This is a genomic window from Actinotalea sp. JY-7876 (genome assembly GCF_014042015.1).
Classification (GTDB): Bacteria; Actinomycetota; Actinomycetes; order Actinomycetales; family Cellulomonadaceae; genus Actinotalea.
In genome coordinates this window covers 268342-292731 of the sequence record NZ_CP059493.1, presented here as the reverse complement: position 1 = coordinate 292731, position 24390 = coordinate 268342, and the positions used below count along the sequence as shown (strand labels likewise).

The 24390-nt window shown below is 69.5% G+C and carries 27 protein-coding genes, 1 tRNA gene and 1 pseudogene; 18 read left to right on the top strand and 11 right to left on the bottom strand.

Going from position 1 to position 24390, the window contains the following annotated elements; translation table 11 throughout:
* Positions 1-39 precede the first annotated feature (39 nt).
* Complete coding sequence (locus tag H2O74_RS01400; protein WP_182112795.1) at positions 40-1305, bottom strand: threonine/serine exporter ThrE family protein; 1266 nt, start codon at positions 1303-1305, stop codon at positions 40-42.
* Positions 1306-1399: 94 nt separating this feature from the next.
* Positions 1400-1678, bottom strand: a complete 279-nt coding sequence (gene yidD / locus H2O74_RS01395) for a membrane protein insertion efficiency factor YidD (RefSeq protein WP_182112794.1) — start codon at positions 1676-1678, stop codon at positions 1400-1402.
* Between the two features lie 100 nt (positions 1679-1778).
* Between yidD and H2O74_RS01390 the strand changes: the two genes are divergently transcribed.
* A complete protein-coding gene (locus tag H2O74_RS01390) occupies positions 1779-2543 on the top strand; it encodes a DUF998 domain-containing protein (protein ID WP_182112793.1) in 765 nt (254 codons plus the stop codon).
* Positions 2544-2572: 29 nt separating this feature from the next.
* Positions 2573-3655 carry an SPFH domain-containing protein gene (locus tag H2O74_RS01385; RefSeq protein ID WP_182112792.1) on the top strand — a complete coding sequence of 361 codons (1083 nt, stop codon included), beginning with the start codon at positions 2573-2575 and terminating at the stop codon, positions 3653-3655.
* A gap of 21 nt (positions 3656-3676) precedes the next feature.
* On the opposite strand, the gene H2O74_RS01380 is transcribed toward H2O74_RS01385, so the two are convergent.
* Together H2O74_RS01380 and H2O74_RS01375 are read right to left on the bottom strand one after the other, a co-directional pair.
* Positions 3677-3760 (bottom strand) — tRNA-Ser (locus H2O74_RS01380).
* An 89-nt stretch (positions 3761-3849) separates the two neighbouring features.
* On the bottom strand, positions 3850-4596 hold the full coding sequence (locus tag H2O74_RS01375) for a very short patch repair endonuclease (protein WP_255491715.1): 747 nt from the start codon (positions 4594-4596) through the stop codon (positions 3850-3852).
* Positions 4597-4666: 70 nt separating this feature from the next.
* On the opposite strand from H2O74_RS01375, the gene H2O74_RS01370 reads away from it, so the two are divergent.
* From H2O74_RS01370 to H2O74_RS01360, 3 genes are all read left to right on the top strand, one after another.
* Positions 4667-5863 (top strand): DNA cytosine methyltransferase, encoded by a 1197-nt coding sequence (locus H2O74_RS01370; protein WP_182112791.1) that lies wholly within the window; start codon positions 4667-4669, stop codon positions 5861-5863.
* A gap of 126 nt (positions 5864-5989) precedes the next feature.
* Positions 5990-6580: an Eco29kI family restriction endonuclease gene (locus tag H2O74_RS01365; RefSeq protein ID WP_182112790.1), complete on the top strand. Its 591-nt coding sequence runs from the start codon at positions 5990-5992 to the stop codon at positions 6578-6580.
* A gap of 192 nt (positions 6581-6772) precedes the next feature.
* Complete coding sequence (locus H2O74_RS01360) at positions 6773-7603, top strand: GIY-YIG nuclease family protein (RefSeq protein WP_182112789.1); 831 nt, start codon at positions 6773-6775, stop codon at positions 7601-7603.
* Between the two features lie 21 nt (positions 7604-7624).
* On the opposite strand, the gene H2O74_RS01355 is transcribed toward H2O74_RS01360, so the two are convergent.
* Positions 7625-7825, bottom strand: a complete 201-nt coding sequence (locus tag H2O74_RS01355; protein ID WP_182112788.1) for a hypothetical protein — start codon at positions 7823-7825, stop codon at positions 7625-7627.
* A gap of 454 nt (positions 7826-8279) precedes the next feature.
* Between H2O74_RS01355 and H2O74_RS01350 the strand changes: the two genes are divergently transcribed.
* Together H2O74_RS01350 and H2O74_RS01345 are read left to right on the top strand one after the other, a co-directional pair.
* Positions 8280-8498, top strand: a complete 219-nt coding sequence (locus H2O74_RS01350) for a hypothetical protein (protein ID WP_182112787.1) — start codon at positions 8280-8282, stop codon at positions 8496-8498.
* Entirely contained in the window at positions 8491-8673 is a 183-nt protein-coding gene (locus H2O74_RS01345; RefSeq protein WP_182112786.1) for a hypothetical protein, read from the top strand. Before H2O74_RS01350 ends, H2O74_RS01345 begins: the two co-directional genes overlap by 8 nt.
* Positions 8674-8678: 5 nt before the next feature.
* Here the strand turns inward: H2O74_RS01345 and H2O74_RS01340 are convergent, their stop codons facing one another.
* The 4 genes from H2O74_RS01340 to H2O74_RS01325 all read right to left on the bottom strand — a co-directional run bounded on the left by H2O74_RS01340 (position 8679) and on the right by H2O74_RS01325 (position 12092).
* Positions 8679-9536: a hypothetical protein gene (locus H2O74_RS01340; protein ID WP_182112785.1), complete on the bottom strand. Its 858-nt coding sequence runs from the start codon at positions 9534-9536 to the stop codon at positions 8679-8681.
* 86 nt (positions 9537-9622) lie between these two features.
* Positions 9623-9850 (bottom strand): hypothetical protein, encoded by a 228-nt coding sequence (locus H2O74_RS01335; RefSeq protein ID WP_182112784.1) that lies wholly within the window; start codon positions 9848-9850, stop codon positions 9623-9625.
* Positions 9851-10405: 555 nt separating this feature from the next.
* The gene (locus H2O74_RS01330; RefSeq protein WP_182112783.1) at positions 10406-10861 is read right to left on the bottom strand and encodes a hypothetical protein; all 456 of its coding nucleotides are present in this window, start codon (positions 10859-10861) and stop codon (positions 10406-10408) included.
* Positions 10862-11222: 361 nt separating this feature from the next.
* Positions 11223-12092 (bottom strand): hypothetical protein, encoded by an 870-nt coding sequence (locus H2O74_RS01325; RefSeq protein WP_182112782.1) that lies wholly within the window; start codon positions 12090-12092, stop codon positions 11223-11225.
* A 1311-nt stretch (positions 12093-13403) separates the two neighbouring features.
* Here H2O74_RS01325 and H2O74_RS01320 point away from each other — a divergent pair.
* The 5 genes and pseudogenes from H2O74_RS01320 (at position 13404) to H2O74_RS01305 (ending at position 17506) form a co-directional block, all read left to right on the top strand.
* Positions 13404-13811, top strand: coding sequence for a hypothetical protein (locus H2O74_RS01320; RefSeq protein WP_182112781.1), 408 nt, complete (start codon positions 13404-13406; stop codon positions 13809-13811).
* 103 nt (positions 13812-13914) lie between these two features.
* Positions 13915-14175: pseudogene (locus tag H2O74_RS16560) on the top strand (transcriptional regulator); the annotation flags it as partial.
* Positions 14155-14460 (top strand): helix-turn-helix domain-containing protein, encoded by a 306-nt coding sequence (locus H2O74_RS16885; RefSeq protein WP_370525887.1) that lies wholly within the window; start codon positions 14155-14157, stop codon positions 14458-14460. The pseudogene H2O74_RS16560 and the gene H2O74_RS16885, both read left to right, overlap by 21 nt.
* A gap of 74 nt (positions 14461-14534) precedes the next feature.
* Positions 14535-14765, top strand: coding sequence for a hypothetical protein (locus H2O74_RS01310; RefSeq protein ID WP_182112779.1), 231 nt, complete (start codon positions 14535-14537; stop codon positions 14763-14765).
* A 110-nt stretch (positions 14766-14875) separates the two neighbouring features.
* Positions 14876-17506 (top strand): type II secretion system protein, encoded by a 2631-nt coding sequence (locus H2O74_RS01305; RefSeq protein ID WP_182112778.1) that lies wholly within the window; start codon positions 14876-14878, stop codon positions 17504-17506.
* Positions 17507-17563: 57 nt separating this feature from the next.
* Here H2O74_RS01305 and H2O74_RS01300 read toward each other — a convergent pair whose 3' ends face one another.
* Complete coding sequence (locus H2O74_RS01300; RefSeq protein WP_182112777.1) at positions 17564-18199, bottom strand: hypothetical protein; 636 nt, start codon at positions 18197-18199, stop codon at positions 17564-17566.
* Positions 18200-18449: 250 nt separating this feature from the next.
* Between H2O74_RS01300 and H2O74_RS01295 the strand changes: the two genes are divergently transcribed.
* The 4 genes from H2O74_RS01295 to H2O74_RS01280 all read left to right on the top strand — a co-directional run bounded on the left by H2O74_RS01295 (position 18450) and on the right by H2O74_RS01280 (position 21948).
* The gene (locus H2O74_RS01295; RefSeq protein ID WP_182112776.1) at positions 18450-19004 is read left to right on the top strand and encodes a hypothetical protein; all 555 of its coding nucleotides are present in this window, start codon (positions 18450-18452) and stop codon (positions 19002-19004) included.
* A gap of 881 nt (positions 19005-19885) precedes the next feature.
* Entirely contained in the window at positions 19886-20194 is a 309-nt protein-coding gene (locus H2O74_RS01290; RefSeq protein ID WP_182112775.1) for a hypothetical protein, read from the top strand.
* On the top strand, positions 20191-21435 hold the full coding sequence (locus H2O74_RS01285) for an HNH endonuclease signature motif containing protein (protein WP_182112774.1): 1245 nt from the start codon (positions 20191-20193) through the stop codon (positions 21433-21435). The genes H2O74_RS01290 and H2O74_RS01285 overlap by 4 nt, the downstream gene beginning before the upstream one ends.
* On the top strand, positions 21436-21948 hold the full coding sequence (locus H2O74_RS01280) for a hypothetical protein (protein WP_182112773.1): 513 nt from the start codon (positions 21436-21438) through the stop codon (positions 21946-21948).
* 39 nt (positions 21949-21987) lie between these two features.
* Here the strand turns inward: H2O74_RS01280 and H2O74_RS01275 are convergent, their stop codons facing one another.
* Positions 21988-22353: a hypothetical protein gene (locus H2O74_RS01275; RefSeq protein WP_182112772.1), complete on the bottom strand. Its 366-nt coding sequence runs from the start codon at positions 22351-22353 to the stop codon at positions 21988-21990.
* A gap of 867 nt (positions 22354-23220) precedes the next feature.
* Here H2O74_RS01275 and H2O74_RS01270 point away from each other — a divergent pair.
* Positions 23221-24000: a hypothetical protein gene (locus H2O74_RS01270; protein ID WP_182112771.1), complete on the top strand. Its 780-nt coding sequence runs from the start codon at positions 23221-23223 to the stop codon at positions 23998-24000.
* Positions 24001-24104: 104 nt separating this feature from the next.
* Positions 24105-24293 (top strand): hypothetical protein, encoded by a 189-nt coding sequence (locus tag H2O74_RS01265; RefSeq protein WP_182112770.1) that lies wholly within the window; start codon positions 24105-24107, stop codon positions 24291-24293.
* The last annotated feature ends 97 nt before the right edge of the window (positions 24294-24390 follow it).

Below are 24390 nucleotides of genomic sequence, written 5' to 3'. Positions count from 1 at the left end.
GCCCTGACCTGCGGCGGAACCGGCGGTGAGTGCCTGTGCTCAGCGTTCGAAGGCCCACGCGCGGTCGGTCAGCATGCGCGCCACGGCGAGCCCGACGGCGATCGAGACGACGACGAACACCGCCTGGATCCCCGCCGCCACGGCGACGTCGACGTCGCCGTTGTTCAGGCCCACGACGGCGCGGTACACCGCGGCGCCCGGGACCATGATGACGACGGCGGGCACCGAGACGGTGATCCGTGGGACGCGGAGCCGGGGGGCCACCCACGCGGCCATGAGGCCGACCACGAGCGTCGCGAGCATCGTCGCGGCCTGGACGGCCACGCCGCCGTCCACCAGCTGGAGCCGCAGGACGTTCGCCACGGCGCCGATCGCCGCGGCGCCCAGCGCCATCCGCCACGGGGAGTTGAACATCAGCGCGAACCCCAGGACGCCGAGCGCGCTGGCGAGGGTCCGCAGGGCGACCTCGAGCACGAGCGGCACCTCCGCCGCGGGCGACGGGTCGGTCTCCAGGCCGGTCAACCACGAGACCGCCCACACGCTCACCGCGGCCGACGTGAGGATCAGCGCGGCGTACGTGATCCGGGCGACGCCGGCCGAGAGGTCGAGCTTGGCGAGGTCGAGTGCGCCCGTCACGAGCGGGAACCCGGGCACGAGGAAGAGGACCGCGGAGATGAACCCGGCCTCGTGCGTCGCACCGGAGCCGCCGACGGCGTCCAGGACGAGCACGAAAGCGAGGTAGGCCAGGCTCGACACGGCCGCCGCGAGCATCGTCACGCCGATCTGGTTCGCGCGCCGGTGCAGCAGCCACCGCCGCACCAGCTGCCCGAGGCCGGCGGCCAGGAAGACCCCGAGGACCTCGACGAGCCCGCCGTCGTTCAGGTACGCGAACGCCCCGCACGCCACGGCGGCGAAGAGGGCGTTCGCCCAGGCCGGGTAGAGCGGCGGCAGCGCGTCGATCCGGTCGAGCTCGCGCAGGACGTCGTCGGCCCGGGCGCCCGGGCGCAGCCCGTTCGCGAGGTTCGTCAGCTCGCCCAGGCGGTGCGCGTTGACACCGACCGACCGCACCTCGGCCACCTCGGTGCGGAAGATGCGGCCGCGGTGCGACGTCGCGGTGATCTCCGTGAGGGTCACGTGGGCGTGGTGGCGGTCGATGCCGAGCGCGGTCGCGACCTGCTGCATCGCCGTCTTGACCCGGTACGAGCCGGTGCCCGACGACAGCATGGCCGTCCCCATCCGCAGCACCGTGCCGGACTGCCGGATCAGCTCGACGGGCTCGAGGGCGTGCTCGTCGGGCGTCGTCATGCTCACCATTGTCCCGGGTCCGCGGGACTGCGTTGCGGGACCGCGGTCGGCACGGCGCCGCCGCAGATGCGGTAGGTCGCAGCCTGCTGGGCCGTCAGAACCGGAACGGGATGGGGATGCCGCCGCAGCAGCACACGCCGCGGACGTCGGTCTGCGCGAGCATGGTCGCCGCCCGGTAGCACGCCGCGAACCGCAGCACGGTCGGCACGGTGCCGCGCAGGACCCCGCGGCGCCGGACGACGTCACGCACCTCGGCCGAGCAGGAGCGCCCGCCGTGCGCGACCAGGTGGGCGCACGTGAAGCCCTTCCGGGGGGACAGGCGGTGCTGGTACCCGACGATCATCCGGTCGACGAGTCGGCTGGCAGGGCTCATGCGCCCACGCTAGGTGGGCGACCGGGGACGCGCTCGGCAGGAGCCCGTGATCGGTCGGGCGGGCCCTGCGGCACACCGTTCGACCGGTAGTTTTCGGACCATGGGCGGACGACGGCGTGATCGACAGGGCTCGGCACGGCTCGTCGGCGGCGGCCTCGCCTGGGCCCTGAGCGGCCTCCTGCTGGCCGTCCAGCTCGCGGCCGCGCTCGCGTGGCCCCAGGCGTACTCGTTCACCGCGAACGCCATCAGCGACCTGGGCGTGACGACGTGCGGCACCTTCACCGAGGGCGGCGCGCTCGCGCGGTACGTCTGCTCCCCGTGGCACGACGCCGTCAACGCGGCCACCGTCCTGGCCGGGCTCGCGGTGAGCGTCGGCGCCGTCCTGCTGCGGGACGCATGGCCCCGGCGGACGTGGGGGCGGGCGGCGATGGTCGCGACCGGTCTGGCGGGCCTCGCGCTGGCCGGCGTGGGCCTGCTGCCCTGGGACGTCGCCCCGGACGGGCACGACGTCGCTGCCCTGGCTCAGGGCGTCCTGCAGTGGTTGGCCATGGGCCTGCTCGTGGTCGCGCTCGGCCGGCCGCGCCGCGGCGACCCCGCGGTCCCCCGCTACGGCGGTGCGGTGCGGGCCGTCACCGCCGTGACGCTCGCCGTCTCGATCGTGGGCCTGGTCCTGTTCCTCGACGTCGTCACCGGGGGGACGGGCCTCGGCGTGCCCTTCGGGATCTCCGAGCGGCTCGCGTTCGACACGCTCTCGCTCTGGTCGATCTACGTCGGCGCGGTCCTGGTCCACCGGGGCCGGCGCGTGTCGGTCAGCCCGGAGATGATCTCGGTCGGGCAGGGTGTGCCCGCACGCGGCGACGTCTGACCGCGGCACCCCCTGAGAGAGGACCCGTCGTGGCCTGGTTCGTGCTCGCCCTCCTGCTGCTGGCGCTCGGCGTCGGCGCCCTGCGCTTCGCGCGCACGCGCCCGACGACGACCAAGGAGGTCACGAAGAAGGGCACGACCCGCCAGGTGACCGTGGACAAGGCCAGGCTCCCCCGGCTGGTCGGGTTCGCGGCCCTCGCCTTCGGCGCCCTGGCCTTCCTCCCCTCGGTCCTGTACTCGCAGGCGGCCGGCCAGGCCAACGTGATCGTCAACATCGGCGGCGCCGTGGCCGGTGTGGACGTCACCACGGGGATCAGCGTCAAGGCGCCGTGGCAGTCGCGTTCCACGTGGGACCTGCTCTCCCAGACGGCGACCTACGCGGGCACCGGCGACGGCACCCCCGCGTACACGGACGGCAACATCCAGGGCCGCGAGATCACCGTCTCGCTGGGTCGGGTGCAGCCGAACGTCGACGCGCAGGTCTCCTACTCGCTCCAGGCCGACCCGGAGAAGATCCGCACCCTCTACAACCGCTACCGGACGCAGGAGAACTTCACGCGCCAGGTCGTGCAGCCGGTGATCCTCTCCACCATGCGGGAGGCGCCGTCGAACGTGCGCCCCGACGAGCAGGAGCCCGTCCAGGTCGTCGACGGCGAGGAGGTCGTCGAGCAGGTGCCGGGCGTCCTGACGCCCGTGCAGTTCCGGGGCGAGTACCGCGACGACGTGGAGCGCGAGATCCTCGACGGGCTCAACGAGGACTTCTCGGACTACGGCGTGGTGGTCGAGCGCGTCGAGCTCCAGGACATCCGGTTCAGCGAGCAGGTCGAGGCGTCGCTCGACGCCGTCGAGGCCGCGCAGCAGCGCGTCCAGGAGGCCGAGGCGAACCTCGAGGCGACGCGCATCGAGGCGCAGGCGCAGGTCGTGCAGGCCGAGCAGGCGGCGGCAGCCGCGATCGCCGAGGCCAACGGCCAGGCGGAGGCCAACCGCCTCCTCGCCGCGTCGCTGACGCCCGAGATCATCGAGAGCCGCCGCATCGAGGCCCTCCGCGAGGCGGGCGCGGTCTACGTGGTCCCCGAGGGCTCGACGCCCCTGGTCACGGTCCAGCAGCCCTGACGGGCACGGCTGGCGCGCGGGCGGAGGGCAAGGGATTCGAACCCTTGAGTGCGGGGTCACCGCACCAACGGTTTTCAAGACCGTCGCTACACTGCCCGTTGTCCCACGTCGGCTGCGATTCACGCGCCGCTTCCGGCCGTCTGACAACCACGCCGACAACCGGCTACCCTGCTACATCAGACCCTGCCGGACAGTCAAGCCAGCTCTACCCACGTCCAGCCGAGCTCGCCGAGGTCGTAGAGGCCCGAGTCGTCCGGCTCGAGTCGGTCCTCGTACTCAGGCTCGCCCGATTCGCTAACCGGTCCGGCGACCACGGCGACGTCGCCGTCCCAACGGTGCGCCTCACCCGTTGCCGCTGCGACGACGTCCAACACGGAGACCAGCACCTCAGGGGTCACGACCGGCGTCGCCCACCCGTTCCATGGGTCCCCGAACGTCACGGCGGGCCACCGAGGGGCTACAGGTCCTCCTTCCGCCGCCTCCGCCTCGAAGGCATCGAGGGTGAACCACCCAGCGAACGGGCGAACTCCTTCGCGCACCACTCTCTCCACCTCGTCGGCGATCCAGGTTGAGCTCTGATGTTCCCAGTACCTGAGGACGACCCATCCCGCTGCCTGCAGACGCGCCGAGGTGTCCGCGTCACGCGCCCGGTTTGCTGCGATCTTCGCCGACCAGAACTCGGCATTCTTGTGCGCTGGCCTGTAGTGGTCGGGACATCCGTGCCAGAAGCAACCGTCGAGGAAGACGGCAACCTTCTGACGCGTGAACGCGACGTCGATGGTCCGTCGAGTGCCCGCCGGCCGGTAGGACACCCGGTACCTCAGCCCTCGTCGGTGCAGCTCGCGGCGCACTGCAAGTTCGAGCCGCGTATCGCGGCTCCGGTTCGCTTGCATGACCGCACGGACAGCCCTGCTCGACGCCCAAGAGCCAGTCGGTGTCACGTCGCCAGACTAGGCTGATCCGCTCGGCGGGCGTCTAACGCGTGTGGGTAGGGCCCGTTAAGGTTCGGGCGTGAGATCCGTCGAACTGTTCGCTGGTGCTGGTGGCCTTGCCCTCGGCTGCGCACAGGCTGGCTTCAAGCCTGCCGTGACCGTCGAGTGGGACCGATGGGCCTGCGACACCATCCGCGAGAACCAGCGCGACGGGTACGAGTTGGTCGCCGAGTGGCGCGTCCATGAGGGCGACGTCCGTGCCGTGGACTGGGGCGGCGTGACCGACGTAACGCTCGTGGCCGGTGGGCCGCCCTGCCAGCCGTTCTCGATGGGCGGCAAGCATCGAGCGTCAGGTGACGCCCGCGACATGTTCCCCGCCACAGCGGAGGTCATCCGCACGTTGCGCCCCAAGGCGTTCCTGATCGAGAACGTCAGGGGGCTCACACGCTCGACGTTCAGCAACTACTACAGCTACGTGCAGCTCCGGCTCCAGCACCCGGAGAACGTGCGCCGTGACGATGAGTCGTGGTTTGAGCACCTGCAGCGGCTCCAGGCTGACCACACCACGAGTTCAGACACCGGCCTGCGCTACAACCTTGTGCCGACGGTGGTGAACGCCGCCGACTACGGCGTGCCGCAGCAGCGTTGGCGTGTTTTCCTCGTGGGCTTCCGCGCTGACCTCGACGCCGAGTTCAGCTTCCCGGATCCGACACACTCCTACGACGCGCTCCTATACGACCAGTGGGTCACGGGGGCTTACTGGGACCGGCACAAGGTCGCAACCAAGGACCGGCCCGAGCGTCCCGCACGCACCGAAGCTCGCATCGCCGCTCTTCGTGATGGAGACACGGGGGCGCTCCTGAAGCCGTGGCGCACCGTTAGGGATGCCCTCGTTGGGCTCCCCGAGCCAACTGTCAAGGGCACCCGTTCGGTCCACAACCATGTCCTGCAGCCGGGTGCAAGGTCGTACGCCGGCCACACGGGGTCTCCCGTCGACCTTCCCGCGAAGGCGTTGAAGGCGGGCGACCACGGTGTCCCTGGCGGGGAGAACATGCTCCGCCGCGTCGACGGGTCCGTGAGGTATTTCACGGTCCGCGAGTCAGCGCGCATTCAGACCTTCCCCGACGAGTACGAACTTCACGGGTCATGGACCGAGGCGATGCGCCAACTCGGGAACGCCGTCCCGGTCCACCTCGCACAGACCGTCGCTCACGCTGTGAAAGCCCACCTGATCGTCGCCGACGCCCGCGCAGTCGGCGAGTCCGTCACCATCTGACTGGGTACCGGCGCGCCGGTACCCAGTCCCTCGAGCTGCCGGCTGTAGCGTCCCGGCGTGCCACCACGTCGCAATGCTCCGCCAGCAGACGCATACGACCCTTTGGCTCTGAAGAACCTTCAGACCTTGCTTCGTGAGAAGCTCGAGGCTGCCCCGCTGCTGCCGTTCCCTCCGCCGGCGTTCCGTGGCGCAGGTGTGTACGCGCTCTACTACAACGGCCCCTTTACCTTGTACGCGCCGCTGGTCGCTGCGGGAGCTACCGTGCCGGTCTACGTTGGGAAGGCCGCAGCAGGCAATAGCAGCTACGGCGACCCGACGGACCAGGACGGGTACAACCTCCTGGAGCGGATTCAAGACCACACGCGGTCTGTCGGCGAGGCGAGCAACGTCGACGTCGCCGACTTCCGAGTGCGCTACCTCGTCCTCGACGATGCATGGGTCGTGCTTGCCGAGCGTGCGCTCCTTCGCGCCTATCGCCCAGTCTTGTGGAACGCTGTCATGACGGGATTTGGATCGAACGCGCCAGGGGGCGCCCGCGGGAATGGTCGATCGGTGTGGGACACGATCCACCCCGGACGAGTGCGGGCAGCGAACCTGCCCGCAGGTCGTATGCCGCTCACGGACGCCCAGGCCCTCGTTGCGCAGGCGATCACAGCCTCCCTCATGCCCGACGGCCCTGCGCGCGACGCCGCCGTTGCTGCCGTCAGGGAGGCATGACACCCCGCGCACGCAGCAGGCAGGTCCTCCACTGCGCCGAGACCCGCTGCCAAGTTGCGGGCGCGCCCGAGCGCGCGGACATCGAGAGGGAGGTCATCAAGTACCTCCAGGATGCGCTTCCGCAACCGTCCGACTGACGACACTGCTCGTTAACCAGCGGTTGATGCCGACCTACCGGCTAGCGTGCGGGTCGTGTCCTTCGTCGCCGACTTCCGCCTCAGCGTGACCGCCGCCTTACGCGATCAGCTCATCGCCGTACTCGACTCGCTCGAGGCAACAGACCTATCCGAAGCGAACATCGGCCAGCTCGAACGTCGCGGCGGCGTCTACCAACTGTTCGAAGACGGAGTGCTCGTCTACGTCGGGAAGTCGACCCGTGACCTCCCGGCGCGCCTGACGCAGCACCGGACGAAGATCGATGGACGTATCGGACAGTTGATCGACCGTGTGACGTTCCGGTGCGTGTACGTCGATGAGGACCTGGACGCCGTCGCGCCCGAAACGTTGCTCATCTCGCGCTACCGCGGCAGCGGTCTTGCGGTCTGGAACACCAACGGCTTTGGCAACAAGGACCCCGGTCAGAACCGTGACCGCAGTCTCGTGAAGGTCGCGCACTTCGACCGAGTCCATCCGATCGACCTCGACAAGCAGATCGTCGTGACCCGTCCAACCGAACCCGTGACACTCGGGCACGCCATGTCAGCGCTCAAGACCGCCCTCCCGTACAACTTCAGGTTCGGCTCCGACGCACTCTCCAACCGAGAACTCGCATCGATCGATGTCACTGACGACTTCACTTCGGGTTCAATGCGCACCGCGCGTGAGTGGCTCACGTGGCTAATGGACCGGCTCCCTGACGGTTGGACGATCATCGCGCTCCCGGGGTACGTGATCGCCTACAGCGGGCAGGACCCGTCGACAATCCAGAGCCGAACCGGCGCGTGGATGCGGGTCGATGGCGTGACCGTGTTCGAGGAGCATGAGGCCGTCTTCGCAGCTGGGCCCGTGGGCGCTGGCGAGTAATCGCGCCACGCTGACCGGGGCCTACGCCCAGGGCACGGTTTTGCCGAGCTCGTCCCACCGCGCGTTCATAGCGGCGGCGTCCGCGAGGCGGTCAGCGACTACGCGCACGGCTCCCGGTGCTGCCAGGTGAGCGACCGACCAGAGCCCGTGCACGAGGTCGGTGTACGCGTCAGGCTGCTGGTCATCGAGTTCGATCTCGACGGTGATGGTCCGCTTTGTCATGTAGGCATCGTGGCGGAGTACCTGCGGTCGGTCTACCGCGCGGCCGACAGGGGTGCGCGGGCCGCGTCATGCCCACGCGCGCAACACCCCCTTGTCCACTTGGCCATGACCCCAGCGGGCCCCGCGTTGACTAGTCACCACCAGCGTATCTCCGCAGGTCAGAGGCCCGCACACCCCTCCGGCGCGCGAGCCTCCGCCACCGGTCGACCCCCTCGCCGTGCCACGCGACGCGACCGCCGGCGAACTCGTCGCACTCGGACTCCTACAGGGCGCCTACCACGGTCTCAGCCGCCCGACCGCCCTACAGCGGGCTCGGGTCGCTCGCGCTGTCGCACGCGTCCAGGGGACCCCACGCGAGCTCGCCGCCGCCGAAGCGGCCGTCACGTCAGCCCAGCGCCCACCACGCACCCAGGCCCAGCGTGGACGTGAACGGCTCCGTCGGGCCCTGGCGGCGATGCCTGACGCTCAGCGGCTCGAGGTCACCGGCGGAGGCAAGCGCGCGACCGTGGCCTACGCCCAGCGCGGCACCGAAGGCTGGTACGAGTTGCGCGACGGTGAAGGCCACGTGCTCGCCGACGTCGAGGTCGACCTGACGTGGCCAGGCGACCGCGCCCGTGGCGTGCGGCGCGTCCTCGCCGCCATCGAAGCGCACCAAGCGGCCGGCCGTGGATGACCGCGACGTCGAGCCGGGGTGCCACGACGAGCTCCGTGAGCTCGCCGTCGCGCTCGTCGCCCTCTACGACGCCACCTACCCCGATGGCCTCACCGTCGGGCCGCTGGACCCCGCCACCCGCGTGCACCAAGCCGTCGCACGGGTACGCCTGCGCACTGGCCTACCGTCGGCCTGAGGGCGTCAGGCCGCGGCCCTCTGCAGCAGTGCGTCCACGGTCTCAGTTACGGCACGCTCCTCGTCGGCTGCAGACATCTGCGCGCCGCGGTGGTCAGCAGACCAGGCGTCTTGGAAGTGCGTGAGCATGCGGTCCAGCCGGATGGCGCATTCCGCTTCGGTCTGCCCGAGCCCGTGCGCCAGCCGAGCGATCTGGCCAGCGTGGTTCGCGGTCCTGCGGTCGATCACCGCTCGAGCGCGGACGGCGTTCGCAGCCGCGCGCTCCGCCAAGCTGACTGGCTCGCTCTGCTCCTTAGTGCTGTCTTGTGCTGGCGTCCCGGTGATCGTCCCGCCTTGGCGTGCGCGGATCTCGGCCGGTGGCGGGCAGTAGTAGGTGTTGGCCTTGCCGAGGTTCTTGCCGGACTCGACGACAACGAGCGCGTGACCAGCGACCAGGCGCGCCAACGCGTCCTCGACGCCGCGCCCGCCGTTGAGTTCATCTTTGATGTCCTGGATGTAGAGCCCGCGCCCGAGGGTGGTGGTGCGTGGCCCTCCGGGGTGCGTGGCGGAGTACTGGCGGGGCTGACCGTCGCGGTTCACGCCCTCCTTGGCATGCGAGAGGACGACGTACAGGACGGCCATGTCCGTGATGTTGAACCGCGCGTAGGGCGAGATCGCGTCGAGGTCGGCGAACGTTCGTGCGCGCTCCTCGGTGAGCCGCTGCTCGGCGGCGGCGATCCGCTCAGGGTCGTTGGATCGCTTGGCGTCCGTCAGTGTTTTGTTTGCTGCGGTAAGGCGCTTGTTGATCGCGGCGATCTCCGTGCGCCTGTCACGGATGGCTTCCTTGTGCGCATTGACGGCTTCTGCTCGCATGTTCCAACCCATCGGGGTGGTATCCTTTCAAGTGGCGAATGATGTTTGAACTGGGCCCCGCGGACTTCCCGGAACGCGGGGCCCAGTGCTGTTCTGGGTCAACGACGACCTTTGATGATGTTGTTGACGTTCTGCCGGGTGGTCCCGAGCCATGCGGCGATTTCGACCTGGTTGCGCCCTTCGGCTGCGACGTCGCGGAGGGTGTCGGCGAATGCCTCGCGGTCGTCCGCGCGGTTCTCGAGGGCGTGGAGGACGCGTTCGGCGTGCCGACGGCGGGCGTCGTTGTCGCGGTCGATCATCGTGAGGACTCGTTCGGTGCGGGCCATCGGCCTTCCCTCCAGTCGTACAAGCGTTCGGTCGCTATGAGCCTACGCGCTGGCATGTACACCCTGTCTACGCACGGCCCTACTGTCCGGCGGGGCCGTGAGCGGGTGCGGTCGACTGTTGGTGAGGGGGTACGCGAATCCCGCGGACCCTCGCTGAACCGGCGGCCATACCGACGCGCGGACGGGGTGTCATCCATGACACCCGTGGTACGCAGATAACGCGTACGGGGTACGCATATGACGCGTACCCGGTACGCAGAAAACGCGGACCTGGTACGCACGAAACGCGGAAGTCTTTGTCTTTGGTTGTCTGCACGTTGACTGAGGTTGACTACAGAACGTTGCCGGCGGCTCCGCCGACCGGGGGCCGCCGCCCCGAGTGCGAGTCCACCAGGGCAGCTGCCTCACCACCGAGCACTAAACAAAAATGCGAAAAGCGGCTTTGGACGGTATGTGGATGGTGCGACACGCTGTCGACAAACGTTATCCGAGCCGACACTTGGCGCTCCGACCTCGAAACGAAAGCAAAACGTGACGATGAAAGACCGTCGACCGTCAGTCGCGGCCGATCTCCGCATCCGTCCGTGTCCGCCGGGTCGCGTCGAGCACCCGTCTCGTCGGGCCGCTGGCGGTAGCGTGCACACCCCCTGGCATCGCCCTGTACTGGACTGTGGCGCCGGGGCTAGAGCTCGCGTAGGCGGACAATGCCTCTCCGAGGACGCGGGTGAGCGTGACCCCCTCGAGCTCCGCCTTGGCACGGGCACGCATGAGCAGCCGCGCGGGCAAGCGCCAAGCACTCATGACCGACGGCGCATCGGCAGGCGGGAGCTCGACGGGCACCGCCATGCTCGAGCGCCGGCGGCCTTCGCTGAGCGCTTTGCGGGCAACGCGACGTGCGACGCCGAGTGCCTCGGCGTCGGTGACGGGCTGGCCGTAGGGCCGGGTGGCTGGGTCGAGCGGTGCGTGCTCACCGGGGAGGGGCGGCGTCGCGGGGTCCTGGACTTCGACCATGAGCCCCAGCGTAGGACAGAGGTCTAGACGGTCGGGGTAAGTGCCGCAGGCCACGGCCGTCGTGGGCCGCGCTCGCCGCTAGACCCGCGCACGCTCTAAGCCGTTCTGGGACCCCGGCACGGCCTCGCCGTCCGCCGGTGCCTTCGGCAGGATTTGTCGTCCTGGGGTGGCCTCCTGAGGCTGTGGTGGGCGCTCTGACGCAGGGAACGGGGCGTGCGGAGCGGGCGGGGCGGGGGCTGGATCTCTGACGGCTCGCAGCGATGCCCCCGCCGCGCAACAGGCCCTTCCGCCCCTGGGCATAGAAGAGGCGGCCCTGCTCGGTCGGGGCCGCCTCTTCTGCCGTCGGTATGGGGCGGTGGTCTCACCAGAGGACGCCACCGACCAACTCGTCCTGGTTGAGGTCGATGACTCGTCCACGCCGCCAGCTCGCGGAGAGGTCGGGCTTGTCGGCTGGCACCGGGATGCCCGCTGGTGCTGAGCGCGGGAGCTGGCGCGTCCACTGCTCGGGTCCGCGAAGGCCGGCGCGTCCGGGGAGCCACTGCTGCAGCCGGATCAAGCCGTCACGGGAGACCGTGACGCCGCCGGCCACCGGTGGAGCCCACTGGACACCGAGGCGGGTGCACGCGTCCAGGACCCGCCGCGCGGTCGCCTGGGACTTGATGTGCCACACCTGCCCCATGCCCGCGTTCCGGTACGCGGCGATGACCTCCTGGTAGGCGCGCACCTCCTTCACGGCCCGTTCGAGCTCGACGGCCCACACCTCACCGTCGGGTGCAACGGCACCCAGGTCCGGGGGGTGCACGCCTGGGCGGCCGGGGATGTCGACCGCCCAGAAGTGCTCGGTCACGCGGTCCGGTGCGATGGTCGATGTTTGCTCGCGCGACCGGATCTCACGCTCCGCGACGACGTCGAAGCCATGGACCCGGTACCACGCCGCGAGGTCCACGACACCGAGGGCGTGGTGGGACATCTGCCGACTGTGACGCGCGACCGGGAGGGCCACGGGTGTGTCGTAGCCGGTCACCTGCCACTCGCCGACGTACCCGGCGCCGGCCGCGGTCGTGACCCAGGCGGTGCACACGGTCTCTCGGACGCTGCCGTCTGGGTCACGGAGGGCAGCGGTCACGAGCATCGACTTGACCGCGCCCCGGCCGGCGAGTGCCGCGAGCCTGCGCTTGACCGTGTGCGGGGAGGCGCCGGTCCACGCGACGACGTGGTGGGGGCGTGCCATCCCGAACCGTAGAAGGAACCGCAGGATCTCGACGTCGAGGGCACTGACGGTGCCGTGCCGGGTCCGGCTCGATGGTCGGTTGCGCGAAGGGGCGGCGGGAGTAGTGTGTCTAGACATGCGTCGACGGTAGATCGTCACGTACACGCAACCCTGCACACAGAAGTGCACAGCGGGAGGCCCTCCAGGGTGCACTCCAGGCGTGTACGCCGGTGTGCACGCCTTTGAGCACGATTCGCGCTCGCCAGGCCAGCGGAAGCCCCACCCCTTCTGTTGTGGTGGTGTGGGGTGGGGGGCGGGGGGTCTTGTTGTTGGGGGTTGGTCGTGCGGTGCGTGCCGTGCTGTGGCGGGTTGGTGCGGGGCGCCGGCCGGCTTGGCAGGGGGCGCCGTGCCGATGCCGGCGCAGTACCCGTGGGGCAGCTGGTGCTCGACGGTGACGGCGTCCGTCACCTCGGGTGGGGCCGCCGGCCAGCTCCCACCGGGGCAGCTTGTCGATGCCGGCGGCAAAGCCCACGGGCGGGTCGGTCCGTCGGGCACCGGTTCGCCGGTTCGCACCTGTTCGTGGGTGCCTGGGTCACAACCCCGGACCGTCCCAGTCCGTGCAAGCCCGGACGGGGTCAGTGGTGGGGCGGCCGTGGGGCGCTCGGGCCGCGCGGGCCGGGGGACCTGGGGTCGTAGTTCACCGATCCCTCGAGCCGCCCGAGCCGTCGATCCACCGAGCCGTCCTGCCGTCGGACCATCGGACCGTCGTGACGGGCTGCCGTCGGACCGTCATGACGGCGAACCGTCGTGCCGTATGTCCATACGCAAGTCAGGCGACCACGGGTGTCCCGTGCCGCCGCCGACGACGGCTCCCTGGCGAGCACACCCCTCGCCAAGGGCGTGCTCGGCGCTACAACCGGCAGGGGTGCGAGAGGCACTTCAGAGCCCCCTCTGCGGTCCGCGCTTGGTCGCTACTCTGGGCCCGTGAGCGCCCCCGCACCGACGCCAACGCCGCCCACAGACCGACCACAGCACCGACGGCTGATCATCCTCGCTGTCGCCGTCGTCGTCCTTCTCCTAGGGCTCACCGTCGTGGTCACGTGGGCACTCACGTCGAGGCAAGCCGACCCAGCGACCTCGGAGCCCGCCCCGGTATCGGCGCCGTCGCCGTCGCCGTCACGCACCCGCATGACCGCCGTCCCAGCCCCCGCCCGCACAACCGAGTCGCAGAGCCCGCTCGCTCCGCCACCGGCGCCCAGCACCGAGCCACCCAGCCCAGCACCCGCCCCTGCACCTCCCGCGGCGGAGCCGGTTCAATGCCCGACAGGAACCATGACGGTCACCCTCACCGAAGTGACCGCGCGCGATGCGGGCGACGGCGTCTTCACGTGGATCGCAGCTCGCGGGACGATCACCAACCAGCACAACCAGACAATCCAGTTCGGGGAGATCTTCACGCCGGTGGTGCAGGGGCTGGACAGCGCCGGCGGGCAGGTGTGGTCACTGCAGACCGGAGGTAGTCACGACGTGGCAGTACCCGCTGGCCAACCGCGGCCATCCGCGGTGGTGCTCCAGGCCGGTCAGACGATCGGCTGGGCCTACCCCGAAGAGAAGATCCCCACGGAGCAGTACGCCAAGATCGCCTCCTGGTTTGCGGGCTACCAGCCAGGGCGGTTGATGGCCCTGTGGGTCCCGAACAGCCTGACCGGCACCTGCGGCACAGTGGACGGTTGGCGCTAGCCATCGTCGGTCCGTAGCGCCGCGACGGGCCACGCCTTGGGGCAGCACCAGCAACGGTGGACCGCACCGCGGGTCCAGTGCAGCGAGCCACACCGCGCTCCGATGGACCGTGCCCGTCTCGCTCAACGGGGCGATCCTCACCTACACACTCGTCGCCCTGGTTCGTCGCGACCGAGGCGAGAGCACCCGGCTCGCGTGGTCCGCCGTCGCCGCAGGCACCGTGCTGAACTCCGCCGCTAACGCGGTCCACGTCGCGGTGGTCGGCGCGGAAATCGACCCGCTATGGACTCGGGGCATCGGGGCAGGCGTCGCGGCACTCGCCCCGATACTCGCCGCTTGTGCGGTGCACGCCCTCGCGGACCTGGCCCAGGAGCGCCCCGCCGGTGCCGCCCCGGTACCGGCGGCCGCCACCCCGGCACTGACCGGTGCGGACCGGAGCAGCGTCCCCGTCGAGGCGGCCCTCCCCGTGACACCCGCCGCCCCTCGGCCCGCGCCTGTCGTGGATCGGGGCGACCTGCGGACCGAGGCGGTCCGCCTCGCCGCCGAGGGGCAGAGCCAGCGGGTCATCGCCACCGCGCTTGGTGCGTCGACGAGCTCGGTGGCGCGGTGGCTCGCCCAGGCGCCTGAGGCCGTACCGGCGGGGGCGTAGGGCCCCACCGGCGGCGGGGCTGTATAGGCCAGCACGTACGGTCGTCTAGACAGAGTTCCGAAAGGAGCACACCTGTGGCCCGCAATCTGACCCCCGCAGAGGCGGCTGACCTCGCCGCCGCGACCGCCAACGTCACTCGACTGATAACCGCGCTGGAGGCAGCGCGTACCGCCCGCGCCGTTGCCCTCGCCGAGCTCCGCGACCAGGGGGTCCCCGCGCAGCACATCGCCGATGCCGCCGGCCTCCCGACGACCACCAGTGACCGGCAGATCACCGCTGGCCGTCGCGCACTCCTCGCTGCCTGACCGCACCCCGGCCCCCGGCCCCACCAGGGGCCACGTACGACCCCGCACGACGCACGGCCCCAATCCACCACCTCAGGGGGCACCAGCGCCAGAACCTGAGAGGTGGACCCATGATCCCGACACACCGACCCCGGCCCCGCGGTTCCCTCCGTGGCGACGCGGGTATCACGCTCATCGAGCTCCTCGTCGCCGTCGTCCTCGCCGGCCTCCTTGCCGGGGTGGGTCTCACACTCCTTCGTGGTGCTAGCGACCAGCAGGACGAAGTGGGGCGCCGCACGGAAGCGTGGGCGCAGTTCCAGGCGACCGGCGGGATCTTGAACCGTGACATTACCGACGCGACATCTGTGAGGGTTGCCGAAGCAGACGCCCTGACCCTCTCGGTCGTGCGTGACGGGGCGTGCCAGCTCCGCGCGTACGAGGTCACCCCGGAGCAAACCCTTGAGGTGACGACGACCTATTTCGAGGGGGAGGCGTGCTCCGGTGCTTCAGAGGCGAACGAGAAGACACTCGTCGACCTGATCACGGGTGCGGAGACGTTCTCGTACTTCAACGAGGTGGACCGGAAGATCCCACCGCCGGTTGAGTACCTCCGGAACATCAAGCGCGTCGAGTGGAACCTCGAGGCACAGCACGAACAGTGGGTCGAGGACATCGCCATCCGCAGCGCGGCCGCGTTCAACGGCATCGGCGAAGCGGCAGGTACGGGCGTTGAGGTAACCCAAGCGCAAGCCCCTTCCCTGTCCCTGGACTACGCGAGCTTCGTCGAGGGCGTCGGCAGCCCTGTCCTGCGGTGGACGGCCGGTTCCCCACAGCAGGCAGAACTGATCGCGTCCTGGTCGATCTTCCGGTCCACGGCCCCCGAAGGGGCGAAGAGTGGGAGTTGGACGCGGGTCCACTGGGTTGGTGACCCGGCGACCCTCGCGTGGACGGACACGACCGTTCAGCACGGGCACACCGCCACGTACTCCGTCCAAGCAAACCTGTCCGACGGGGGCATCGGCCCAACGTCGAACGCTGTCGTCACCGGTCGCCGCCCATCCCCAGCCCCGGTGCCCACGGTCACAGGCCGCGAGCAGGACATCCGCCTCGCGTGGACTGCTGCTGTCGGTGCGACCGCGTACGACGTCTACCGTGACGGCGCCCTCGCCGCCCGCCTCGGTGCAGTGACGGAGTGGGTCGACCCGACCGGGTACGGACACTCCCATAACTACCAACTGGTTCCGGTGAACCGGTGGGAGCAGAAGCACACCGCCGGCACCGAGGTGGCCCGCGTGCCCGTCGGGGACCCCGTCGAACGCGCGTTCACTGGTGGTGCCACCCGTGTTGTGTCCGACCAGCGCCCTGGGTACTCCGCACCAGCCACCCCGACCGTGACAGCGACACCGACGACCGCTTGGACGAACGTCGTCGCCAGGGCCTTCGCGGGCTGGACTGGTGCTGGCCCCACAACGATCGGCGGGGTGGACCGCGACCGCGGCTGGGTCACCGAGCACGCCACCCTGCACGCCGCGTTCACACCCCTGTGGGCTGAGGCGACCGCAGCCACCCAGACGCACAGCTCCCGTGCCCCCGGCAGCACGAACAGGTACAGGATCCGTGCATGCAACCCCTCCGGTTGCTCCCCGTGGTCCGGCGACGTCGCAGCGTTGCAGCGCCCGCCCACGCCGACTTCCTGCGTGGCCGGTGGCGCGACAACCCGCAGCATGACCGTCACAGTCGCAGCGGGGGCGATCGAGTCGGCGTACACCGGGTACCGCCTGGACAACGCTCACGGTGACGCGACCGGAAAGGGCGACCAAGGATCGAACGTCTTCACGGTGGACCGTCTCCCGCACAACGCAGGGCACAGCTTCACGACGTGGTCACGGAACGCTTCCCCAGCGAACAGCGGGTACTCCGACCCGCGAACCTGCACAGGAACCACCCTCGAACTGGGCGTCTCCGTCACGGGCGCCACCTCGACGACGCGCAGCGTTAACGCGTCGATGTCCACGGTGCGCGGGTCGAGCTCGTCGTTGACCCTCGAAGGGGTCAAGACCCACAACGACGTGACCTCGGCGTTCTGGGACCTGCTGACGCACGGCACGGGGTACACCGTGACCGCACGCAACTCCGACGGGTACAACAACGTCGCCGCCCAGGCACCCATCGCAACGAAGACGCTCGCGACACCTGCAGCGCCAACCTGCTCGGCGTCACTGACGGACAACACGGCACCGGGTGCGATCCAGGTATCCGGTGGTCAGCAGGTCAAGCTCGGAAGTGGAGGTACGGCGTACGCGAGCCCTCGCACATTCAGCGGGCTGGGCGCGGGAACGCACACTGGGTACGCACGAGCGACCAACTCAGACGGGCACAACGTCACGTACTCCGCCTGGGACGCGTGCGGAGGGAAGCTGATCGCCGAGGCCCCTCCGATCAGTGACGCGTGGTGCGCGCAGAACACGAGCAGGTCGATTGCTGGGCTCGACGCTTCGACTGCGAAGCAGTGGGCTACGTACGCGTCAAAGGTTCCAGGTGGCTCGTTCACGCCCGCGCTCGGGTCGCGCCCGAACGGTGACATCTACTGGTTCGAGCAGGGCGCGGTAGACCCTGCACCACCCACTGGCCTCCGGACGCGTGCAGCATTCTGCCGATGGGAACGTCAGCACACCGTGTACGACGAGGACGGAATCCCGACCGGCGACAAGTTCGGTGTGGGCTACTCCGAGCGGATCACGACGTGGTTCGCCTACCCGTGACACGACGAAGGGGTTCCGTGCTCAACTTGAGCGCGGAACCCCTTCTCTCGGTCAGCGTCAGACGGTGAGATCGATGATCGGCGCGGCCGGGTTTGCGTCAATCAATCCCTGCATCTCGGCGATCGCACCCTCACGCGTCGCATGACCGTCCGCGGAGATTGGGTGCGTCTGGCCATACTCGCGGACCCCCTCAAGGCCAGCGTGGCGCAGGACGAAACGCTCCGCGCCATCCGCAGCCGGAAGAGCACGGTACAGCACCCAAACCTGCAGGCCGGCGTCCTCGAGCGCCTGGCGAACGACCTGGACCTGGGTGATGCCGGCGGAGGTGCCGCCACCACTCGTGAGGATCTTCGCCTCGGTGAGAACGACCTCCGGGAGCGCCTCTCCCGGGTTGACGACGATCCCGTCACCGGTACCGCTCGGGAAGACGTAGACGTGGGCACCCTGAGCGCGAAGGTCCGCGACCTGCTCAGCTTGCACGTTGGTGCCAGCGGGCGACGCGGCGGTTACGGGCTCCTCGGCTGCGGCCTCGAAGAGTGGCGCCTCGGTCGCGGCCGGGGTCTCGGCGGGTGCATCTGTGACCGCTGACGCCGGCGCGGTCGGCTCGGGTGTGGCAGGGGTGCCGCTGCAGCCGGTGAGGGCGAGCGCGGCGGCGAGCGCGATGGCCCCTCCGGCGATTCGAATAGTGCCCATTTCATACGCTCCTTCGTCTCCGCATCAATCATCTGAGACAGATACTACCGAACGCATGTTCGATGTCTAGGCCGTGCTGCATCAAACACCTGACAGGCGGACTCCCGTGCGTGGCCGAGTGGCACCTCCTGGGACATGTTCACTCGTTCGGGCGAAGGGCCCTCCGTCCTTCGTGTTCACGAGCATAGGGCGCCCGTAGTTTTGTGCTATATGGCCTTGACATGTCACACATAGCACGTACGGTGGCGTTATGAGTACCACCCCCGTCATGCCCGCCTCTATCGCCTCCGGTACGCCCCTCCCTGAGGCCCTGGACGCCGTCCTCGAAGCCGCGACAGCCCTCACCGACCCCGTGGAGCGCACGGCGGCGCTGGTGGCGCTCACGGACGCTCTGCACGGCCCTGCGGGCCTCGCGCACCGAACACGGGTTGCCCTCACCCAGACGCTCCGTGAGCGGGTCGCGGCGGGGGCCACACAGGGGTCGCTCGCCACCGAGCTGGGGCTCACGAGGCAGCGCCTCAGTCAACTCGTTACCCGCGATGAGCCGCGGCGTCACCGCCTGGAGCCCGGAGCTCACCGGGTCCTGGTCGCGACGCTGCGTGCACGGCATGCCGGCGGCGCGACCCTCGTCGAGCTCGCCGAAGAGTGCGACGTCACTCGTCAGACGATCGCGCGCTGGCTCGCACAGGGGGACGACGAAGTGGCGACCCGTGATCGGGGCTCGCGGTTCGCCGACGAACTCACTGACGAGGGCCTCGACGGCGTGATCGTCGTGCGACCCGAGAGTCAGGCGCCGCCCCGCTGACCTCGCGCTAAGGGGTCGCGAGCGAGGCCGATCATGTGCGAGGCGAAACCAGGCACCAGGTGCGCCAGCGACACGCGAGACGGCGCACGGGGCGTACATCAGTGCTACACCCGGCGCTACCCCAAGTGTCCCTGTGGATCCCCTGAACTCGGCTGCGGCCGGGTGGGCGCGTGCGACCGTCGAAGGTTTACCCCTGCCGCTGACGCGCGCGGCGGCGCACACGCACCCCGACCCGGTCGTGCGTACCTTCGCGACACGGCCCCCTGGGGTGTAGTGGGCGGACGACCCTGACCCAGCACCGGCAGCAGCAGGTGCGCGAGGCACTCCGTCGCCGATGTCGTGAGCCGCACGTCGAAGCAGGCGGGGGCGTGTCCGTCGCGGGGGGCCGGTGGTCCGGCGCGTCTGGCGGGCGTGGCACAGGATCGATCGCCGCCCGGACCGTGCGACGGACTGGCACTGGCACTGGCGCTGACGACGGAGCACCGTGGCCCCTCACGCCCCCACGGTGTGACCCCCTTGCGCGCCTGGGTCATGCCCCGTCGTGGGGGCGGTTCGTTGGCGGATCGTTCGCGCCCAAACCGCCCGCGGGAGGCGGCCGGACCGGCAGGGAACGTCGAGGTCTAGTCAACAGCCGGGGGCTGTGGGGGTGGGTGCGTGCGCGGGTCGTGGTGGGTGGTGCCCCACGAGCCGCGCACCAATGCTCAAGAGAGCGCCCGCACTTCGTCGACGGCTTGGTCGAGCCCAGCGGCATGACGGGGCGCCGTCCACCTGCACGGGCCTCTCGCTCAGGTCGCCTTCATAAGAGATCACCCCTGTGGATGATCCCGCTCTTAGTTCCCCACATGGTACGAAGTGACCCACACGGGGCACAGGGGGATGGCATGGCGGACGCAAGCCTGTTCGAGGTCGACACTGACGAACTACGCCGTGTGGGAAACACGATGGTCGGGATCGGTGATGACGTCGCCGAGGTCGCTCGAACCGCACCTATGGACGGTCGTGGAGAGTGGGGTCACCAAGGGCTCGCTGGCGCCGGGGACCGCTTCGGTGCGCGGTACCGCTACTTGATTGAGCAGCTCGCTGAGGACGTCGATCGAGGCGGCGTCTCCCTGCGTGGGAGCGCGAACGCTTACGAGGAGATGGACGCAATCAACGCCGCATCGATCGCCGGTCTTGGGATGGACTGGTGATCACCGAACTTGGGTCGACCACGGACCCGAAGGCGCTCGTGCAGGGCTCCGCGCCAGCGCTACACGCAGACGCGGACGACCTCGACCGTGACGCCACCACGCTGCGTGACGCTGCGTCACGAACCGACACCCTCGTTGTCACTAACTGGGCTGGTCAGGCAGCTGACGCCCACCAGATCCGCCGCGAGGACCTCGCCAAGGTCCTGACCGGGGTGGCCGACATCTACGACATGGCGGCCGGTGTACTGCGGAACCACGCTGGCGTGGTCACCTGGGGTCAAGCCGAAGCGCAGACCGCCATCGACCTGTACGAGCAGGGCTGCAACAGTTGGGGAACGACGGACCCACAGCTCGTCTACTCCCCACGCATCGGAAGCACCGGCTCACGGTTCAGTCGCGCGGCCAGTGATCGCATCGACTTGGGTGTCGGCACCCGTGCTAGTGCCCAGCACATCCTCGAGAACGCGCGAACTCAGGTCACCGAGTCGGCCCTGGCAGCCAAGCGGATCCTGGACGACCTATCGGATGGCCTGCCAGATGGCCGCTGGCACACCGACCAGTTCCTCGCAGGTGTAGGCGACTGGCTCACTGGCCTCGCGACCCTCACCGTCAAGTACGGGTCTGTGCGCGCTGTAGTGGACCCGCGCGGCAGTGCTCGGGACTTCGAGGCGGCATTCGAAGGGTACGGGGTCCTCGCTGAGCAGGCGGTGGACGACCCCGTTGGGGCAGGTCGAGCACTTCTCGACGTGCAGACGCTGGAGGACAACCCGGGGCGCTGGTGGGGTGCAGTCGCACCAGACCTGGCGATCAGCGCTGCGACGGCTGGCGGTGGCGCTGCGGCAGGCGCGCTGTCACGAGCCGGTCGCGGCGGACGCCTGGTCGAGAACGCCGCGGACGCCGCCGCCGCTGGCACGACTGCGCCGACAATCCTTAACCGGCTTGGGCAGGTGTACCCGTCCGTGCTCGATGCGCGCACGGGAGCGCCGATTCACTACCCCGGCGACGGGCTACAGAGGGTCGCTGCGACCGAGCGAGTTCTGTGGAACACCCGAACGCGAGCCGCGTACATTGCTGAGTGGCGAGGCCGCGGGTTTGAGGTCCCGCCAGAGGGCTGGGCCGCGTACGACATCCACCACGTTCAGCCCCGGCTCTACGGTGGCTCGAACAGTTTTGACAACCTCGTCCCCGTACTTCGCGAAGTGCACCGAGCCGAGTTCAATCCATGGTGGGAAGGTTACTAAATGACCCTCGAGTCGACAGTCCGCGAACTCAGTGCACTTACGGCGCCCGACACGTACGGCGGGCCATTCCGGCTCGCGTGCACTCTCCAGGGCCCCGCAACCGACGACGAGCTCGCCACCGCTGGATTGCCCAGCGGCGCCGCCGGCGAACTCATCACGCTGTGGCGGCTGTGCCGCTCCGCGCGGCTCTTCGAAGACGTGGACTACGGCCAGTGGGGTATGCGCCTCCTCACCCCGCACGAGAGTGTGGCGCGCACCGCGGAGCGCCGCCGTGCCCACCCTCTCGACTACGGGCCCGACGATCTCGTCTTCGCGGAGTTCCTCGGCGACCTCGACCTGATGGTCATCAGCCCCGAGGGGCACGGTGCGCAGGTTCTCGCTGTACCCGAGCTCTGTGCGCGGGACGAGTGGTTCCAGGTGGGGAACTCCCTCGAGGGGTTCCTTGGCCGTTACCTACGGGAGCGGGGCGAGAAGTTCTGGGAGGAGGAGCCCACCGTAGAGACGCAGCCCTGAGCGCCTGCGTCATCGACTCACTCGCGTCCCTAGGTCCGTTCACGCACCCTCCACGTCCAGCACGGCGGCGGCGACGTCCACCGCCCACGCGGTCGCCAGGCGGTCGATTCCTGCGGCGGTTACGGCATCGTCGAACTGCCCGCTGAGCTCTCCGACCGGGTCCCCGGAAGCAACGGCGCGCAGCACGAGATCCTGGATCTCTTGTGATGCGCCCACCTCGGTGAGCGGGGCGCGGCCCCCACGCAAGGCGTGTGCGACGAGCGCTGATCGCACCGCAGATCGAGCCGCCACGATGGCACCGACCGGATCGTCCGCTTGGAGGGCTGCGGTGGCCGCGTGCAAGGTCAGGCCGGCCACCTCAAGGGCTTCCGAGGCGAGTTCGAGGTCGACGCCGTCAGGCGACACGGAAACGTGCCCTCGCTTCAGTGGCCCGTACCGACGACGCGCTAATCATGCCGCCCAAGGTGCCACCGCTGCTCGCCCTCGAGCACCTATCCACAGGTCCCTCCGCGTGACGGGCCCTGCAGGTACACCGGCTGCATGCGACCCCACCCCACACCTTCACCGGCCCCGGACGCTTCCCGCACCTTGGTCCTTGACCTCACCGACGCAGAGATGACCGCACTCCACAACGTGCTGACGACGCACGAGGTCGCGCCCACGACGAGCGCCACCAGCACCCCGACGACCCACACCGTGCGGCCCGTCTCGACGCCGAGGAGCGGCTCGTCGACCGGATCTACACCGCCCTGGACGAGGGCGTGCGCGCACCCGTGCGGATGGGGGACCCCACGGCCCAGACCTGCCGGCTGCCACGCACCCGGCAGGTCGTCAGCGGGCCAGGCGCACTCACCGCAGCCACCGTGCACGAGGCGTTCGTCAACGCCGGTAGGAGGGAGGGCGAGGCGTGGAGACGGCGGCGCGGGAGATCGTGCGAGAACTCAGCGCTGCGGTCCTGGCCGCGATTCACGGGCAGACCGTCCGGACCTTCGCGCGGCTCCGCCGCGCAGTTCTACGGGAAGCAGCATCGCACGGGACAACGCCGCGTGTGGGACGCCGCTCTTGCCCTGAATGCTCCGGTGTTCACCGCGCTTGAGGGCGCTTGAGTGCAACTTCCAGTGCTTAGCACGCTCGTGTGCTAGTGATACTCGGCTGACTGGGTGAACCTTGAATATCACGTACGCGTTCTAGTTGCTGGCCAGAGAGCCGCTCGCAACGCGTATTTGTTTTTCGAATACGACAGGTGCCTCGACGTTTGGTTAACGTCTTTCCATGCCCTCAGAAAACCGCAGCGCGCCGCAGACCGGCGTTCACCCTCATCTCGACCGTCGCTACGTCAGCCTCACCGAGGCAGCCGAACGCGCCGGCACTAGCCGCGACGCTATCGAACGCGCCATCGCGTCAGGTGCGCTCCGAGCCGCTCGCCCGTCGCCCCTCCGGGTTGTAGTCCACCTGGCCGACCTCGACGCATGGCTCACCAACACCACCATAGGAGAACGGACCAAAATCACCGCGGCCGATGTCCATGATCGCTTCGCCCTGTCCGTCGGCGAACCCTGGAGCGGTCCGGAGAGTCTCGTTGCCGAGCAGGGATTCGGCTGGCATGCGGACAGGGGCACGCTTCTGCTGGTCGCCGACGCGATGTCAGATGCCGAACGGCTCGGCCTGCGAGGCCCCCTCGAGGTCGCGGTACTCGCATCTGGACCGCTCGTCGGTTTGATGCTCCATCTCGAAGGCTGGGGGTGGCAGGAAGCTTGGTCGTGGCGTCGGTGGGACACGATTCCTCCAGCGCTCGCTCCTGACGCTACCGGTCATATCGTGCTCAACCTCGTGGCCGTCGAGCAGACGACGAGGGCCGTCGAGGTTCTCCGAATGTTCACACTCTCGGCGCACGCGTCGCGCGTCTTGCGGAGCCAGGTCCGAGTTGCGTGGCAGGAGGTCACCAGGGACATCGAAGGGCTGGCCAACGTTGAGCGCTGGTACGCCACGCATCCGAGTTGGCGCGACTCCCTGGAGACCGCGTTCGCTCGGTCGCGTACCCGGCAGAGCTAGCCCGGGACTCGGCCGAGAGACCACGGAGCCCCGCGATCAGATCGCGAGGGCTCCGTGGTCCTACCGCGCACGCCCGCTGCCCCTTGCGGGCGTGCACCGTCAACGTGACCGACGCGCACCTCGCGACAGCGTCAGTCGCGCCCGAGGAGATGACCGACGTAATCGTCGCCGACGAGCGCCGGCCATCACTCGAAGGAACCCGCGGGTGGATGGCGCGAATGCTCTGCGCCGAGCCGCTGCGGCGCCTCAGGGGTTCGGGGATCTCGGCGGCGATTCGCGGCGCGGCGCGCTGAACAGCCGTCAACACGCGGCAAGGGCCCGCCACTCACGAAAACGTAACCGCTGAGAAGGGTCGTTTTCGCGAGTATCACCGGTACGGTCGACGCGCTC